Raw genomic sequence first — 16,953 nt, 5'->3', positions numbered from 1 at the left:
TTTTATTAAAAATTCAATATTTTTTCAATATTTAGTCATATTATGTAATGTTTTTAATATATTTGTAAAAATTTCATAGTTAGCATACGAATATATCACAATTCAACAATGTTTTCTGAAAATATTGAAAGTTTTTATCGAACAATTTATAATTTCCATAGAGGGAGTTTAATGGGGATTTTATCTTTGTTTCATCTACAAAATATTTGATAATTCACTATATAAAACACAAAATCCGATTGCATTATCATGTATTCTGTAGCAGCAATTATGACCGATAATTAGGGAGGAATTACATTTGTACAAAGATAAGACAGACGCACTGGATCAAGAATGGATTGATTTAATACTTGAAGCTCTAGATGCCGGTATCGCCATGCAAGACATTGAGCAATTTTTCCAACGTATGAAGCCATCCAGTCAGGCTCAATAGGTTTGTTCTTTTTAACGAAGTTTATGTTATAATAATGACATCATAAGACAACTACATATTGATAGAAAGGTGCGCAAATATGATTGGAGAACGTATAAAACGCCTTCGTTTACAAAAAGGGATTTCATTAACTGAACTTGCCGAAAAAGCTGGCGTTGCTAAATCTTACATTAGTTCTATAGAACGAAATTTACAAAAAAACCCTTCCATTCAGTTTCTTGAAAAAATCGCAGCAGTTCTACAAATTCCAGTTGATACTTTACTTCATGATGAAACAACAAAGGAAACTAACCTAGACTCCGAATGGACACAACTCGTTAAAGATGCAATGAACTCTGGTGTCTCCAAAGAACAATTTCGTGAATTTCTTGAATTTACAAAGTGGAAGCAAAATCAAAAATAATAATAGAAAGAAGTGCTTACAACCAGCACTTCTTTTTCTTTATAAAAAAAAGCGGGAATACCCGCTTTTTTATTATTTTTCTTCCCCAGCTTCTTGGTTAGCATTGAATGTCCATTCTAAATTCAATGTATCACCTTGGAAGATATTTTGGTCTTTTCCATCATCTACAAATTCAAATTGCACCCATAGATAATCCTCTGTACCAGCTGCTAATCCACCCTTTTCTCCCCACTCAGGAGCAAAGATGTCTTTAGCTAAAAGATCTGGATCCACATTTTGTAAGTCTGCTAAAGTTGTTTCGTATACAGGCTCACTTTGTTTATCCCAGTTCCAAAGGAATTTTACTTTAACGTGCTTACCAAAGTCTTCACCAGCATTATCACCTTTTGCATCTTTAACAGTATACTTTGTTGCTAATTTAACGTCTTTAATAGTTAACGAACCGCTGTTTTGTAATAAGAACTCTTTCTTAACAGAATCCCCTGGTTTTAAATCTTTAATATCTACAAGCGTCTTAGGGTTTAATGTAAGGTCTAACGTCCCAGCTGCAAATGTATTGTTTGATACTTCTTTATCGCTAAAGAATGCAAATGTTCCTCCACCAATTAAAGCTAACCCCAATGCTGCTGATGCAACTCCCATACCTAATTTCTTTTTCAGACTCACAATCAATTCCCCCTAGCTTTTTTTTATATTTTTATCACTTATTTTTCAATAAGAGATGTAAAGAAAACTATATTAGCTTAGCTAATATGTGTTCTTTTTTAAAAACCTTATGTTCATTATAACGAACAAACCTATATAAACACAACACATATTTATTAATATTTTCAGTTATTTTTATTTCTCAATATTATTTAGACTTTTCAGAAAAACGAATGATAATTTATATCTTTTTTCACACTCAAATCATTTAATACTATAAGAAAAAGCAAAACAAAGAGGTGAGGGCTAACTTTCCCTCACACTCGTATAAATATTACTAGTCTTGCTTATTCGTTCACACTCTCTTACACCACATTCTTGTTTTCCGGCTGTTTCACTAAAGCAGTTACTCCGCTTTCTTCTGCTCTTCTACTTTCTTTTGTTCTTCTGCTTTCTTCTGTTCTTCTGCTTTCTTCTGTTCTTCTACTTTCTTTTGTTCTTCTGCTTTCTTCTGTTCTTCTGCTTTCTTCTGTTCTTCTACTTTCTTTTGTCCTTCCGCTTCAATTGCAACGTTTAATTGTTGCTGAAGAGCCTGAATTTGCTCATCAATAGCTTTCAAGCTAATTTCTTTCTCAATATAGTCACGTTTCTCTTTGATACTGCGAAAGCCTTCATTTACATATACGGACACTTGCTGCATCGACTCATCTTTATTTACCTTTAATTCTTCTTGTATTTGATTGTAAGGAACTTCTATTTCAGTATATACATTTTGCAGAGCTTCCTTCTCAGCAACAATTTTCTCACGCCCTTGTTGCCATACAGAAATCGCCTGTTTTATTTCTTCAATAGAAGTTGCTTTCGATTTTCCCTTCATCGTTCCATACTCACGCTCAATAAACTGTTTATGTTTCTCAGATTGCTCTTTTAACGTATTAACTGTTTTCGGAAATATAATTGCTGTAGAAAACGTCGCTTCTACTTTCGTTTCATGAATGAACGCCGCTTCTGTATGCGTCATAATTTGAGATCCTAAATAAAACGTAATAGAACACATACACGGCAATATAAGCATCTTTTTAAAATTACGCGGTCTTTTCAGCATCTTAATCTCTCCCATCGAACATTACGTTCTTTATACAGAACATTATCTATATTATAGTAAAGAACTATTAAAATTGATAGACAAATACTAGAAAAATAGAAAAAGGGCTATCCATGTGATAGCCCTTTTTCTATTTTTCTTCACCTGCTGTTTGTTGTGCATCAAACGTCCAATTTAATTGTAACTTATCGCCTTGGAATTGATTTTGATCTTTTCCATTATCAACGAACTCAAATTTCACTTTGAATTTATCAGATTTACCTGCTGAAATACCTTTTTCATCCCAGAACCAAGCCGATAAATCATTATCTACAGCTGTAAGTGTGTCACCTTTTAATTTATCTAAAGTAGTTTGTTTCACAATTGTCTCATGCTTATCTACATTTTTTAAGAATGTTACTTTAATATGTTTACCAAAATCATCTTTATTATCTTTCTTTACATCTTCTACATTATAATCTGTTTTCAGTAGAACCTTTTTAATATCTAAAGAGCCTTTATTTTCTAGTTTAAATTCTTTTTCAATTGTATCCCCAGGTTTTAAATTCGATACGTTAACAACTGTTGATGGATTTAATGCTAAATCCAGTGTTCCAGCCGCAAATGTATTGTTTGACACTTCTTTATCACTGAAAAATGCAAATGTTCCTCCACCAACTAAAGCTGCTCCTAATACTGCTGATGTAATACCCATTCCTAATTTTTTCTTTAAAGTCATGTCCATATCCCCTTAATATATATTTGTTAACTTCCTAAACGGAAAGTATAACCAAACAAACTAGACGGATTGTTCTACTTTTTTATCTTTCTTTTCTCCGTCAATGCTACGAATAGCACCAAAAATAGAAATCGCGGAATAACCAAGTAAAAAGACTCCTGGAATAATAAGAAGTAATGCTGCTCCCGCTTTTGAATTCGCATAATTCAGTAAATAACCAACGTACGGAACTGTAATATCTGCATACTTTCCAACTACATTTTCTGCAAGTACTGGCTCTAAATCTGGTCCGTTGTTGTTATCCCCTTTTGTTTCATACATTACTTTTCCATTTGTATCTTTCACACCGATAATACGGTGAGTGATAATTTTTTGATCTTTCTCTTTAAAGGTAATAACATCACCTTTTTGATATTTAGAACCATCTTTGTTTGGTTCTATTGCAATGATTGATCCTGTTAAAAACGTCGGCTCCATTGATCCTGAAAGAACGCTCTTAAATTGATATCCCATCACTGTCGGATCACCACCGCTCGCTTTTGAAGAAATAACTACAAAAGCTAAAAAAACCATCAATGCAAATAAAACAAATGAGATCGCGTTGCTAATTACCTTCCAAATTAATTTCATCGTCTCTCTCCCTCTCCGTTGTTTTATATTATTTGAAGTATGCAATATCCATTACGTTCTTTAACAAGAACACAAGTAAATGATATAACGAACTTTAAGTTATTGCAATAAGAAAATTTACAATTATTAGTTAAATATCTTTTTAGCATATAAAAAAGACTGTGACAAAATCTCTCCACAGTCTTTTTACTACTACGTTATTTTTCTTCTGTTTTCATCCCTTTTGTATTACGGCGTAACACTACATATAAAATGGCTCCAAATAATACAATTGCGCCTATCCCAACACTTATTACTTTCACATTTGACTCTTTTTCCTCAGATGCAACTGTATCTTTCTTAGGCATCGCAAAAGTGACATCTTCTGTTGAAAGAACATTTACCGTCGCAATTGTTTGATTATTTTTCGTAATATCAACTGCACCAACTACCTCACCACGATGTATTCCTTTATGATACAAAGATTCTTTATCTAATGAAGCTGCCCGGAAAATAGTTTTCACATTTTTCCCTTCATCTTTCTTAAGCATCAGTTCTGCACTTTTTTCCAACTCAGAACTAACATCTTTATTTAAATATGTTGTTTTTTGATGCCAATTATGTTTATCGAGCACTGTTTGCTTCGTAAATTGACCGAAAGAATAGTCCGCCATCTGCTTCAAATCTTCATAAATTTCAGGTCTTTGAGAAGCCATTACTACACTTATAATACGATTTCCATCTTTCTCATTTAATAAAACAAGTGTATTACGCGCTTCATTCGTAAACCCTGTCTTACCGCCAATGCTATATGGATTTTCAAAAAAATTAGATTTATTAAAAATAGACACCGTCTGCCTAGACGTCGTAACTGTCGTTCTTTTCGTATTCATCGCTTGTAAAATTTCAGGATACTTTTGCACACCCTTCGTAATCATAGCCATATCATACGGCGTCGTATAATGGTTCGGATCATGCAGTCCATTCGGTGTTACAAAGTGGCTATCTTTCGCCCCTAATTGCTTCGCTTTCTCATTCATCATATTAGCGAAATTCTCAACACTCCCGCCAATCCGCTCCGCAATCGCATACGACACATCATTCGCACTCAGCACCATTAAAATCATAAGCGCAGTATTTCTATTAATTGTCTCTCCAGGTTGAAACTCAATTTGATAATTACTCTTCTCTTGATCTAATGCTAATTGTGAAAATGTAAATTGATCCTCTGGCTTTGTATGCTCCATGAGTAAAATCGCTGTTAACACCTTCGTCGTACTAGCAGGATATGCACGGTGATATGCATTTTTGTCATACAAAACATCTCCTGTTTTCGCATCAATTGTCGTTGCAAACTGACTAAAAACATTCGGTCCTTCTGCAGGTGGTGGTGCAACTTGTTCTGGATTTACTCCAATATTCGTCTCAGCACGCAATGTCATAGGTGTCAACAAAAACAAACAAATAACTGTAATAAAAACCAAAATTTTCTTAAAATTTACCATATGACTCTCCCTTTTCCATTTACTCCTCTAACAAAATAATAAATCTACCAATCATATGTAATTTGTATTAAACTGGAAGAATTTTCACTATTTTTTACTATATCATATTTTTACGATAAAGAACATAAATATACAATAAAAATAAGAAGGAATTACTCTTTCTTATCCTTCTCATCAATCAACGAATCTATTAACTTTTGACTAGCTTCCTCGGGCGTAATCTCATCCGTTATCCCCATAAACGACCAACCTTTAGAATCGACCCACTCAACAAACTCTTGTAAAAATTCATCATGTGTAACATCCACATCAAGAATCGAGCCATTAATCGAAATCGTTCTATTTTTAGACACGCGCATCTTGAACGTTTTTCTTACCATTACAACTTTTCTCCCTCTACTTCTGAATATTTATAAAGTGAAACTTTAATCAACCCTCACCAATCGGACTTTTACGGCCATCCCGACCCCAACCTAACTTCTTTACTTTTGCTAAATTTCGAGGTAAGGGATCTTACTGCCCGCAAATAGCGAGATAAAATAATCATGTATCTCTGTTATACATGATTTTCAGTAAATTGTAAAAAGGATATATTGGCCAATTTAAATAGCAAAAATGAAAATCTCTTACCTACGTAAACGTAATACGACATACAATCGCTCATAAATTATTAAATAAATCCATAAAAATATACACTTTAAAACATAATTGAGTAAGCCATTCTAGTCTTTTGGAAGATATTATCTAAAATAGTATACTAAACGGATAAAGGATATTTGAATAAAGAAACTGAGGCTTTCTATCTAGCTGGACTCTTAAATTGTAGACTTAGAGACTGATGCCGGAATTCATATTTAATTTCTATTTCTGTACATCATATCGTAAGAAAGAAGGTAGTACTGTGAAAACAACAGAAAATTTTACTGACAGGGCCGATATATATGCAAAATATCGCCCTAGTTATCCTAATGAATATATTGATTACTTGCTTTCAGCTAACCAACTGAAAGGGAATCGGATTGTGGCTGATATTGGTTCAGGTACGGGGATATTTAGTCGCCAGCTGCTTGAAAGTGGTTTACATGTTGTTGGAGTTGAACCAAATGATGATATGAGGAAGATCGCTGAGCAATCGTTAAAACTATATTCTCGTTTTCAATCCATAAAAGCAACTGCCGAAAATACCACTTTAAAAGAAAATAGTGTGGATTTAGTAACGGTTGCTCAAGCATTTCATTGGTTTGATAAAGAGGCTTTCAAAATCGAATGCCAACGAATTTTAAAACAAAAAGCAAACGTTGCTCTTGTTTGGAATAGTAGAGATTTAACTAGTCCACTTATTAAAGAGAACGCAGAAATTTGCCAGAAAACCTGTCCAAACTTTAAAGGATTTAGCGGTGGAATAGATGAAACTCCAGAAATATTTAATAGCTTTTTTAAGGATGGAAAGTATGAGTTTAAAGAATATCAAAATGATTTACTTTTTGATTATGAAGGGTTTTTGGGAAGGAATTTATCAGCATCTTATGCTCCGAAAGAAAATGATGAACAGTATAAAAATTTTATTTTTCTCCTATCAGAGCTATTTGAAAAACACAGTAAAAATAGAAAAATTATCCTCCCGAATTTAACGCGAAGTTATCTAGGCAATGTATAAACAGCCTGATACAAAGGGACTTTGATCGAAATTAAAACAAGCCTAGCCCCTTCCTGAATGTAGAATGGGGTTAGGCTTGTTTTGCATTTTACCACATCAAATTCAAATGACTTTCGTACAATAAAGTAGAATATATTAGAAAAAACCTTAAACTGAGGAGGAACTCAATGGCGCGTTGTACGTATTGTAAAACGAAATGGAAAGTAAAAGACGTATGGTCGATACTCTTGGCATTTGAAAAAGATTGTCCGTATTGTTTTGGGAGGCAATATCTATCAAAGAAAACAGTGAATGCTATGCCAGAACTTATAAGCTTACCTTTACACTTCTTGTTCCCTTTTCTTGTTGATTTGAGTGATGAAGGTCCTTTGGATTGGTATCGGAAATAATATAACCTCTACATCCAAAGACTACTTTCTACTAAATTCGCTTCTCATCATTATCCCTTTATACATTACTCTCATAATCGCTTATACTTTCCCTTTTGAAGATCCCGTAGCTCAGCAGGAAGGGCGTCCCCTGGACAAGGTTTATCAATTATGACTTTAATAAACGATGATATATGTATACTGTTAAACATAAAAAATAAGCATTAGGTTCCAATCAAATATTAATTGAAACTCAACACTGCTTGTATTCTGTAATTCAGAATACAAGCAGTGTTTTTTATTATGCATTTTTGCATACAGTATTATTTTCTCTTGTAAATAGATAATAATGGTATATAATAAAATCAACGTTTTACCAATAAAAGGTAATAAAAAATAGTGGGATAAGCAATTAACCAAAACGTATTAACAGATTTGTTCTATGTAAATCATGATACATATATGGAATCAAAACTATGAAATTTTATGTAGAGGTTAGATTACTACAAGATGAAAGATTCATAGCGAATACACTCGAGGAAAAAAGCGGTCGATTAGATTAATGTTATAAAACTACTTGATGTGATATCTATCGAACGAATTGAGAATATACTTAGGGGGAATTTTAAGTGAAAGCATTTAGTAAAGTATTATTAACAGGAGCTTTAGCTTTAGGCGGTTTAACAGCTATGAACATTGATACACCAAAGGCAAATGCTGACGGAGCAAGCGAGTTCTGTCGTTATATTTGTGGTCCTAGCGAAACGTTGAACGGTGTTACAGTTCAAGTACACGCTACAGAATATAGCTTTGGTCAAAACGTAATTGCAAGAATTACAAATGAACGAGCTGAAGATATTCATTACAATGTCAGCATCGAGAAAAAATATGGCGATAACTGGGGAGAATATGATACTTTCTTCCATTGGCAAAATCAATGGGTTCCAGCTGGAAGTAATGATGAAATTTCTACTTTCACAGGATATGGCGAAAACATTTCAGACAATGGAACATATCGCTATAAAGTTGAAGTTGTAAGTACTGACGGTTCTGTAGATACAATTTACACAGCAGGAATGACAGTTACAGGAAGATAGTTCATAAACAAACTCCATTATTTATGCTTATATTTTTGATAATATCATTGATAATTGCGGTGATATTATTATTAAAATAAGCTCTTCGGGGCTTATTTTTTTATATAAAAATTGGAATGATAATATTCAGAAAATTACATCTTTACACCATTAAAGTTTGTTGTTATTATAGGAATACATTAAATGTTAAAATATTCAATAAATTATACAAATCCTTCGATTACATGAATGAAATGAAAACACATTGCTGATCGTAATATTTATAGTTGGGATCCCGTAGCTCAGCAGGGAGAGCGCCACCTTGACAGGGTGGAGGTCGTGAGTTCGAGCCTCTCCGGGGTCATAAAACCTAATAGTATCAAGGCTTGAGAGAGTATTCTCAAAAGCTAAAACTGTGGAGGTCTCCATCAGACACCACAAGTTAAAAGAGGACTACTTCTAGTCAGCAAACCAGCTGACTCAGGGGTAGTCCTCTTTTTGTTTCCATAAAACTGAGAAAGGACTGAAAAGAAAATGCTACTTAAGTTTGCTATGAAGAATTTCAAGGAGGAAAAAGAGTTCGCTAATCTGTCCCCCTCGTACAATTGTAGTTAGCATACGAGCTGGAAAAATCTCTGAAACTCTTAGTTTTAATCTAGACGAATTAACTGAGGAGGTAAACAACGATACGTTTAATAGATAATACCTGCCGGGCCGACTCGAACATCCTAATTTAATGATACCCTAATTAGTACTTCTATACAAAAATCAAGCAGGGATTTCTCCCTGCTTCTGTTAATTGCTTTTATTGAGAAGATTAGCCACCAATATTCTTATCTGCCATTCTATACAATTTATATCTATTTCGCCCTCTTCTTTTTCCGATTTCTAAATATAATCTCTAACGCTACTACTGTGATGAATCCAACAGTTAGTTGTATGCTTGTAAATAGCAACTTATCATTTAGCGGAATATCAGGTGCACTCCACAGCAGCACTGGAGGAACAAGTATGCCAATGATTACAATAGCTCTCATTATCTTTCCCATTTTGTTTCCCCTATCGTATTTTTAAAATCTATATGTATTTTCCAACTAACCTATAATTCTACTAATTTCTCACGTAGAATCAATTCACTCTCAGTCATATACCCTCTATGCATTTCCTCTACAATCTTATCGTGATTAAAACATAATACTTTTTCATCCCCAAGATAGCCAACTGGGTAAGGAACACCTACGTAATCAAAATCACGTTTATCTGCTGATACAACCATTCTTCCAATAATCATTACAATTTGTTCTATATCTTCTAGCTTAACTACTGTTCCGATTGGTAAAAGTTTCATAGTTATTCTCCTTTTCTTTTCTTTTTAATAATGTAGTCTATTAAAGTAAGTCCACCTAACCCGATTGCACCATAAACAAGCATGCCGAATGTATGTACCATCTTTTCTTTTAATGAAAATGGAGCTATTAGCCCTGCAATGATTACAATTACAATTGCTATCATCATTACGATTCTCGCAATTTTTATCATCATACTACTCCTTTGTATTCTTCTCAAATTTAGCAAAAAAACCTCCGCCATGAGCTTTACCAAAGTATGCACCCATCTCTTGACCGAGGTGTATTTTAGCCCCTCCAGTACCAAACCCATATTCTAAACGAACTGTTAAATCATGATCCTTAAAAAATGGGATAAAGTCTGGAATATCAATTTTTTCAAATAAAACTTCATATTTCTGTGCTGTAACTTCCGCTCCTAACTGAAAAGTATACTCATCTATTCCAACAACAGCAGATGCATCTGCAAACTTTTGTGTAACTGTTGCTTTTTCTGCAAAACCGCTATTTATTTCTTTTTCTATTGAGTCCTCAAAAAGAGAAGCACCAACTTTAAAGCCTACTAACCCCCCTCCTGCAACATCACTAATAAATGTCTTTTCATCCATTGGAACACTGGTCTCTAAGGAGCCATTTCCCCCTTTAAAAGTAAGCTTTGTTCCTTTCGAAATCTCATATTCACCTTTTATCAATGAACCTTCTGCTTTCATTCCCACTCGATTTCCTTCTGCTAATTTAAAATCACCTGTTAAAGTTTCGTAATCCCCTTTAAAAGGTTTCCCAGTTAAAATACTGGAAGCCAACGCAATAGCAACATCCATGTTATCTACTTGTTCAAATTTATTAGCAGAATCAAGAAGAAACTTCTCAAGTGGCTCCAATATGATTATAAATTGTGCCATCTTAAAGGATGAATCACGGAAATCCGTATTAAATTTCATATAGGTTGAGCCCAACCAATTACTAGAAATCATATCAATATCTCGTTTTAGTCGCTCCTGTGTTGCAGTTGCATTCGTGATAGTTGATCTAATAGTCCCTGCCACTTTTCGCAACTGTTCAGGAGTAACTTTTATATCCCCCATAGCCATTCCCCTTTTAAATATTTATATAGAATATTTTACCACAATAGAGTTTTTGCAACTATGAATATTTTATATAATCTTAAAAATCAGAAGTCTTTTTTCTCCTCAGGGTTATCCTTATGGCACTTGAAATTATAACTTATGCATTTGTGCTAACTCTGTAATATAACCTACTTTTTTGTATCTTTTTAATGATAATTTCTGCCTGTCCAAATGTTCTTTGATTTATTTCTTCTCTTATTTACTTCAATGTTTCTCTCGTTCCATCTGGTCCTCTCACATCTATCACGACAGTCTGATGTGAACCTTCGGGCAAATATTTCAATCTATCTTCCAACTGTTTTACTACAATGTTTATTAATGAAAGTCTACCACTAGATTTCATTAATAAACATTGTAGTTTTTAACTTCTATTAAAACATTAAACATTTTTGGTTTTACTTCGTTAAATCTCTGTTAAAATTGTTCTCTACTCGCTCCATTCCATTGTATAGCGATATTCTTAATTTGATTGTATAAGTCATTATGTAAGTATTCTAAGAAGTGCCTGATGTTATTTACTGTCTTTGCAGTCTGTTCTAACCGTTCAGGCGTTACTTTTATCTATACCATTCCTTCTTTACATATTGATTTATTTGTTTCTTCATTATAAATAGCAAAATAAAAACCAGCAACTTTAAGGTTGCTGGCTTAGCTCTTATTCATATTCGAAAAAACAATAACAACTGCTCCAAACAAATAATGCCCTACTACCATCCACATACTCCAATCAAAAATCATAAGCAATAACCAAAGTGATATATTCATAGCAGCAAATAATAAATATAAAATGAAATCTCTCTTTTGTATTGCTCCTCTATTCATCAAAATGCAAGCGGCACCGATAGGGGACAAAATAAAACAAAGGAAAAAAGTTTTTCTTAACACCCACGGATACGAAATTACTGTCTACAAAAGATTCTCCTTTTCATCACAATACCTGCTTCAACATCGGCCTCACTACCCTATATTCATCACTATAAGTTTCCTTTATGATTAAAGGTGATTGAGGATCTTTTTCTTCCTCAATCATTGTGAATACTTCTGTTTTCTCTTGTAATGTATTAGATTCTCTATTTTTAATAGGTTTTTTACTTGTTTTAATTTTTTTTGTTACTTCACCAAGTTTTTGCCCAACTTCTTCTACTTTGGCAGGTTCATTCGTTACGTGGTACTCCTGATCCTCACATACTAATATAGGTGGCACTTGTTCTCGTTTGTTACATATTATAATAAGCAGTACTAGCTACAAGTAGTAGACAAGTTAATAAATAGAAGATAGTTTTTTATTCATATACTACACTCCTTATCTATCATTTCATTGGATTATATAATATAAGTTATTTATAATAAATGGATTTAGCGGTAATTTTCAGGTTGAACAATAAAGAAAAACCTTACCGAAGTAAGGTTCCTTTTTTACATTCTATAGTGACCGACTTATTAAAACAATCATTACAATAATCGCAATAAACATAACAACTAAACAGCCGATCATTTTATAAAATCCTCGTTTCGTTAACGTCCCGCCTTGAACGTCTTTACGAATAAATAAGAATACAGCTAAAAATAATACAAGCCCAATGCCAAAAGCATACATCATTTGCATATATTAATCTTCCTTTCTCTCTTCCATCTTAATATCTTTTTGCCAAAACAACAAATGAGATAAAGACGGTACTCATTGTAAGTGCCATAAGTATATTCAATAATTCAGTAGCAGATAGTGTAAGTATTTTTAAGTTTAAGCCGATAGAGAAAAGAAGATAATATGCTGTTAATGCAAAAAAGGTTACAAACATTCCTTTATAACGAATAAGTTTCATTCGCTCGTCTTTTTCTTTAAATTGCGGATGCAAGTAGCTTAGGCAGAAACTCATAATCATCATCCCAAGCAATGGATACGTTATAGCTGGTGGTGCAGAATGCGTCATTATACCTGTTAATATCATAAATCCACTCATAAATAGAAAAATAACACCCATAATTACAAAGTACTTTTGTGAATAATTCATCCCTATTCCCCCTCTTCTTTTCCTTCATAAATAAATACATGTTCTATCGTTGTTTGAAATGTTTTTGCTATTTCAAATGCTAACGGAAGTGACGGATCGTATTTTCCTTTTTCAATTGAGATAATGGTTTGTCTTGAAACGCCAAGTTTCTCAGCTAATTTTTCTTGAGATAGTCCAAATTTTTTTCGGTATTCGACCATTTTATTTTCCAAGGAAATTTCTCCCTCCTCCCATATATCGAGTATATATGTAAAGTAAACTTTACGTCAAGTTTCCTTTACATTCCTTTTAATCATTTTTCACTCTATTTATATAGAAGAAACTTGTTCGATTTCAACACGTCTATTTTGTAATAAAACCTGGAACACTGTATGTAATCGTTACTATATTTCCTCCTCACCTTTTTTAAAATTTAATATCTTCATATTTGTTTTATCCTTTTAAAATATTTCATTCTCTTCTTTATTAGATGAAATGCGTTATTGGTTTTACGGTGTTTTTTGGCATATTTATAGAAACTAACGGGTTATGAAGCAATTTTTATGTTTAGCCACTTTTTTTGTGGAAATCCTTCATTTTCCTTTCGATAGTTAACACTATCGAAATAAAGTTTACGCTAAATTCATAATTTTTTATTTTTTATACTATATTCCGTTATATTGTTGTATAATATCTATGAAAGCGCTTATTATTTCAATATACATAATTCTAATCAACTTTTATCAAAACATTCCAACGATTATACTTATATTTACATGTAACAATTCTAGTTTTTAATGTAGGTATACCAAATATATCCACCCCATTTTTCTGTAAAATTACTTTATAACATGAAAGATTAACTTGGGTGATAAGTTATTGTGAATGTTTTTTTACAAAACAGATAAGTAATAGTGTTTGGTATTATGTAAATTATTGTAATAACATAAGAGTAAAGAAAACATTTACATTGATTATTGATTCATTACTTAATTGAAAAAGAGCAAAATGCACCTTTGTATGGAAAAGGATTATATGCATTGGGAGGTTTAAACAAATGACGAGGAAGAATACAACGACAAACCCTTGGGCCAAGTTCCACGGTCCGAACCTTGGTTATGTTATTGAGCAGTATGATCTTTACGTAACTGGAGCAGGTTCTGTTGATCCGGAATTACAAGAGCTTTTTGAAATTTTTGGAGCTCCTTCGTTTCAAGATGATGTCGTAACAGGGGACAACACAGCAACACATTTTTCTCCTCAAAACACAGGTAACATTGAAAAAATTCTTAAAGTCGTTCAACTTGTTGAGCAGATTCGTTCTTTCGGGCACACGTTGGCTCACATCAACCCGATGGAAGATGCTGCAAATGGACAATCACTTCTTGAAAAAGCAATGAGTGAACTGAGCGACGCTGACTTGAAAGCGATTCCAGCGAAAACAGTATGGCAAGATGCACCAGAAGGTATTCACACTGCACTTGATGTAATTCATAGATTAAAAGACGTTTATACAAAATCTTTAGCTTATGAATTTTCTCATATACAAGATAGTGAAGAACGCGCGTGGTTGCATCAAATGGTGGAATCAAATTCATTGCGTCAACCACTATCAAATAAAAAACGAACTGCTCTTTTAAAACGTTTAACAGCTGTTGAAGGTTTCGAGCAATTCTTGCATAAAACATTCGTTGGGCAAAAACGTTTCTCTATCGAGGGCGTTGATATGCTTGTACCTGTTTTAGATGAAATTGTTCTAGAAGGTGCTAAGAACGGCGTAGAGGATGTCATGATTGGTATGGCTCACCGCGGTCGTCTAAGCGTACTTGCTCACGTATTAGAAAAACCATATAGTCACATGTTTGCTGAGTTCAAACATGCAAAAATAGAAGGCGCAGTAGCCAATTCTGGCTGGACTGGCGACGTAAAATACCACCTAGGTAGAGAACAAGTCGTGAGTAACGAAGAAGTTAGCACTCGCGTGACATTAGCAAATAACCCGAGTCATCTTGAGTTCGTGAATCCCGTAGTAGAAGGTTTCGCACGTGCTGCTCAAGAGAATCGTAAAAAATCTGGTCTTCCAGATCAAGATACTTCAAAATCATTCGTAATTTTAGTTCATGGTGATGCTGCATTCCCTGGTCAAGGTATTGTATCTGAGACACTCAACTTAAGCAGATTGAACGCGTATCAAACAGGCGGAACGATTCATGTTATCGCAAACAATGCAGTTGGTTTTACGACTGATAGCTATGATTCTCGTTCTACGAAATATTCAAGTGACCTTGCAAAAGGTTTCGATATTCCGATTGTTCACGTGAACGCTGATGATCCAGAAGCTTGTCTTGCAGCTGCTAACCTTGCGATTCAATATCGCATGTTGTTCAAAAAAGACTTCTTAATCGATTTAATTGGTTACCGTCGCTACGGTCATAACGAAATGGATGACCCAGCGGTTACGCAACCACAAGTGTACAAAAAAATTAAAAACCACCCTACTGTAAGAGCAATTTACGCAGAGCAATTACAAGCTGCTGGTGTTCTAAATGCAGATGAAATTGAAACAATTACACAGTTTATACAAGAGCAATTAAAATCCGACTATGCACAAGTACCACTAGCTGATACGAGCGATGCAACAATTCACGTTAAAGTGCCAGATGTTGTTGCAAAAGGTATTCAGCCAATTGATACTGGTGTTGAGCTTGACTCACTTCGTGCAATTAATGAAGGTCTATTATCTTGGCCAGAAGGCTTTAACGTATATCCGAAAGTGAAGAAAATTCTTGAGCGCCGTAAAGATGCTCTTGAAGAGAACGGTAAAATTGAATGGGCACTTGCTGAATCGTTAGCATTCGCTTCTATTTTACAAGAAGGTACGCCAATTCGTTTAACTGGTCAAGATTCACAGCGTGGTACATTCGCACACCGTCATATCGTACTGCACGATACAGAAACAAATGAAACATATTCACCGTTACACCGTTTACCAAACATTAATGCTTCATTCTCTGTTCATAACAGTCCGTTATCAGAGGCTGCTGTTGTTGGTTACGAGTATGGTTATAACGTATTCGCTCCAGAAACTCTTGTTATGTGGGAAGCGCAATATGGTGACTTCTCAAATACTGCGCAAGCATTATTTGATCAATATGTTTCAGCTGGAAGAGCAAAATGGGGTCAAAAATCTGGTTTAGTTCTTCTATTACCACACGGTTATGAAGGTCAAGGACCAGAGCACTCTAGTGCACGTCCTGAACGTTTCTTACAGTTAGCTGCTGAGAACAACTGGACAGTTGCAAACTTAACGAGCGCGGCACAATACTTCCATATTTTACGTCGTCAAGCATCTATCTTAGGAACCGAAGCTGTTCGACCATTAGTACTGATGACGCCAAAGAGTTTATTACGTCACCCACTTACGCTTTCAACTGCTAGTCAGTTAAGCGAAGGACGTTTCCAACCTGCTTTAGAACAAGAAAACCTTGGCACAAAACCAAACAAAGTAAAACGTCTTGTTTTAAGTACAGGTAAAATGGCGATTGACTTAGCAGCAGAAATTGAGTCTGGTAAACATGAGTACAACTTAGATGAGGTTCATGTCGTTCGCATTGAGCAGTTGTACCCATTCCCTGCTGAGAAAGTTCAATCTATTATTAAACGCTTTAAAAACTTAGAAGAAATTATTTGGGTTCAAGAAGAACCTCGTAATATGGGCGCATGGCATTACATGGCTCCAATTCTGTTCGAACTAGCTGGAGATAAAGTGAAAACGGGTTACATTGGACGCCCAGATCGCTCTAGCCCATCTGGCGGCGATCCATTCGCTCACAAAGCTGAGCAAGAACTAATTGTTGCACACGCTTTAGATGTGAAGTATAACTTCCGTCAAGATAAACTAGAAATTGAAGTTTACAGCAACTAAAAAGTAATAATGAAGATTTCTAGCTTGTTCCTTGGGCAGAATATC

Annotated in this window: 21 protein-coding genes, 1 tRNA gene and 1 pseudogene; 7 read left to right on the top strand and 16 right to left on the bottom strand. The window is 34.2% G+C overall.

The genetic code is table 11. The features are described 5' to 3' along the window. Nucleotides 1-298 precede the first annotated feature (298 nt). Nucleotides 299-433, top strand: a complete 135-nt coding sequence (locus tag ACS2FK_RS07465) for an anti-repressor SinI family protein (RefSeq protein WP_000276219.1) — start codon at nucleotides 299-301, stop codon at nucleotides 431-433. A 79-nt stretch (nucleotides 434-512) separates the two neighbouring features. After that, the gene (locus ACS2FK_RS07460) at nucleotides 513-836 is read left to right on the top strand and encodes a helix-turn-helix domain-containing protein (RefSeq protein WP_000578885.1); all 324 of its coding nucleotides are present in this window, start codon (nucleotides 513-515) and stop codon (nucleotides 834-836) included. Between the two features lie 72 nt (nucleotides 837-908). On the opposite strand, the gene calY is transcribed toward ACS2FK_RS07460, so the two are convergent. The 6 genes from calY to ACS2FK_RS07430 all read right to left on the bottom strand — a co-directional run bounded on the left by calY (nucleotide 909) and on the right by ACS2FK_RS07430 (nucleotide 5,798). Continuing rightward, nucleotides 909-1,502 (bottom strand): biofilm matrix protein CalY, encoded by a 594-nt coding sequence (calY, locus tag ACS2FK_RS07455; protein WP_000053715.1) that lies wholly within the window; start codon nucleotides 1,500-1,502, stop codon nucleotides 909-911. 385 nt (nucleotides 1,503-1,887) lie between these two features. Beyond that, nucleotides 1,888-2,601 carry a DUF4047 domain-containing protein gene (locus tag ACS2FK_RS07450; RefSeq protein WP_438875508.1) on the bottom strand — a complete coding sequence of 238 codons (714 nt, stop codon included), beginning with the start codon at nucleotides 2,599-2,601 and terminating at the stop codon, nucleotides 1,888-1,890. Between the two features lie 115 nt (nucleotides 2,602-2,716). Beyond that, entirely contained in the window at nucleotides 2,717-3,304 is a 588-nt protein-coding gene (locus ACS2FK_RS07445) for a CalY family protein (protein ID WP_063546891.1), read from the bottom strand. Between the two features lie 60 nt (nucleotides 3,305-3,364). Continuing rightward, on the bottom strand, nucleotides 3,365-3,934 hold the full coding sequence (gene sipW, locus ACS2FK_RS07440; protein ID WP_000767802.1) for a signal peptidase I SipW: 570 nt from the start codon (nucleotides 3,932-3,934) through the stop codon (nucleotides 3,365-3,367). A 197-nt stretch (nucleotides 3,935-4,131) separates the two neighbouring features. Further along, nucleotides 4,132-5,418, bottom strand: a complete 1,287-nt coding sequence (locus ACS2FK_RS07435) for a D-alanyl-D-alanine carboxypeptidase family protein (protein WP_063546889.1) — start codon at nucleotides 5,416-5,418, stop codon at nucleotides 4,132-4,134. A gap of 152 nt (nucleotides 5,419-5,570) precedes the next feature. Continuing rightward, on the bottom strand, nucleotides 5,571-5,798 hold the full coding sequence (locus tag ACS2FK_RS07430) for a hypothetical protein (protein WP_000251856.1): 228 nt from the start codon (nucleotides 5,796-5,798) through the stop codon (nucleotides 5,571-5,573). A 521-nt stretch (nucleotides 5,799-6,319) separates the two neighbouring features. On the opposite strand from ACS2FK_RS07430, the gene ACS2FK_RS07425 reads away from it, so the two are divergent. From ACS2FK_RS07425 to ACS2FK_RS07410, 4 genes are all read left to right on the top strand, one after another. Next, complete coding sequence (locus tag ACS2FK_RS07425; protein WP_063546887.1) at nucleotides 6,320-7,075, top strand: class I SAM-dependent methyltransferase; 756 nt, start codon at nucleotides 6,320-6,322, stop codon at nucleotides 7,073-7,075. Between the two features lie 167 nt (nucleotides 7,076-7,242). Beyond that, the gene (locus ACS2FK_RS07420) at nucleotides 7,243-7,464 is read left to right on the top strand and encodes a hypothetical protein (protein WP_000090211.1); all 222 of its coding nucleotides are present in this window, start codon (nucleotides 7,243-7,245) and stop codon (nucleotides 7,462-7,464) included. A 608-nt stretch (nucleotides 7,465-8,072) separates the two neighbouring features. Then, nucleotides 8,073-8,540, top strand: coding sequence for a hypothetical protein (locus ACS2FK_RS07415; protein WP_023521451.1), 468 nt, complete (start codon nucleotides 8,073-8,075; stop codon nucleotides 8,538-8,540). Between the two features lie 270 nt (nucleotides 8,541-8,810). After that, nucleotides 8,811-8,883, top strand: a tRNA-Val gene (locus ACS2FK_RS07410). Nucleotides 8,884-9,379: 496 nt separating this feature from the next. On the opposite strand, the gene ACS2FK_RS07405 is transcribed toward ACS2FK_RS07410, so the two are convergent. From ACS2FK_RS07405 to ACS2FK_RS07360, 10 genes and pseudogenes are all read right to left on the bottom strand, one after another. Further along, a complete protein-coding gene (locus ACS2FK_RS07405) occupies nucleotides 9,380-9,568 on the bottom strand; it encodes a hypothetical protein (RefSeq protein ID WP_000516409.1) in 189 nt (62 codons plus the stop codon). A 50-nt stretch (nucleotides 9,569-9,618) separates the two neighbouring features. Continuing rightward, nucleotides 9,619-9,867: a DUF4176 domain-containing protein gene (locus ACS2FK_RS07400; RefSeq protein ID WP_000771619.1), complete on the bottom strand. Its 249-nt coding sequence runs from the start codon at nucleotides 9,865-9,867 to the stop codon at nucleotides 9,619-9,621. 2 nt (nucleotides 9,868-9,869) lie between these two features. Beyond that, a complete protein-coding gene (locus ACS2FK_RS07395; RefSeq protein WP_000589990.1) occupies nucleotides 9,870-10,058 on the bottom strand; it encodes a hypothetical protein in 189 nt (62 codons plus the stop codon). 4 nt (nucleotides 10,059-10,062) lie between these two features. Next, nucleotides 10,063-10,950: a WXG100 family type VII secretion target gene (locus ACS2FK_RS07390; protein ID WP_000502309.1), complete on the bottom strand. Its 888-nt coding sequence runs from the start codon at nucleotides 10,948-10,950 to the stop codon at nucleotides 10,063-10,065. 456 nt (nucleotides 10,951-11,406) lie between these two features. Further along, entirely contained in the window at nucleotides 11,407-11,553 is a 147-nt protein-coding gene (locus ACS2FK_RS07385; protein WP_080546092.1) for a WXG100 family type VII secretion target, read from the bottom strand. Between the two features lie 87 nt (nucleotides 11,554-11,640). Next, on the bottom strand, nucleotides 11,641-11,817 hold the full coding sequence (locus ACS2FK_RS07380) for a hypothetical protein (RefSeq protein ID WP_153596402.1): 177 nt from the start codon (nucleotides 11,815-11,817) through the stop codon (nucleotides 11,641-11,643). 103 nt (nucleotides 11,818-11,920) lie between these two features. Further along, nucleotides 11,921-12,269 (bottom strand): annotated as a pseudogene (locus ACS2FK_RS07375) (hypothetical protein). A 146-nt stretch (nucleotides 12,270-12,415) separates the two neighbouring features. Further along, entirely contained in the window at nucleotides 12,416-12,598 is a 183-nt protein-coding gene (locus ACS2FK_RS07370) for a DUF3976 domain-containing protein (protein WP_001178303.1), read from the bottom strand. Between the two features lie 28 nt (nucleotides 12,599-12,626). Further along, nucleotides 12,627-13,004: a hypothetical protein gene (locus tag ACS2FK_RS07365; protein WP_048564894.1), complete on the bottom strand. Its 378-nt coding sequence runs from the start codon at nucleotides 13,002-13,004 to the stop codon at nucleotides 12,627-12,629. Nucleotides 13,005-13,006: 2 nt separating this feature from the next. Beyond that, the gene (locus ACS2FK_RS07360) at nucleotides 13,007-13,216 is read right to left on the bottom strand and encodes a helix-turn-helix transcriptional regulator (protein ID WP_000428506.1); all 210 of its coding nucleotides are present in this window, start codon (nucleotides 13,214-13,216) and stop codon (nucleotides 13,007-13,009) included. An 824-nt stretch (nucleotides 13,217-14,040) separates the two neighbouring features. Here ACS2FK_RS07360 and odhA point away from each other — a divergent pair. Further along, a complete protein-coding gene (gene odhA, locus ACS2FK_RS07355; protein ID WP_063546881.1) occupies nucleotides 14,041-16,908 on the top strand; it encodes a 2-oxoglutarate dehydrogenase E1 component in 2,868 nt (955 codons plus the stop codon). Nucleotides 16,909-16,953 lie beyond the last annotated feature (45 nt).

The organism is Bacillus cereus group sp. BceL220, from assembly GCF_051776965.1.
GTDB classification, from domain to species: domain Bacteria; phylum Bacillota; class Bacilli; order Bacillales; family Bacillaceae_G; genus Bacillus_A; species Bacillus_A cereus.
The sequence above is the reverse complement of the archived record's forward strand: the minus strand, read 5'-3'. Positions and strand labels throughout refer to the sequence as shown.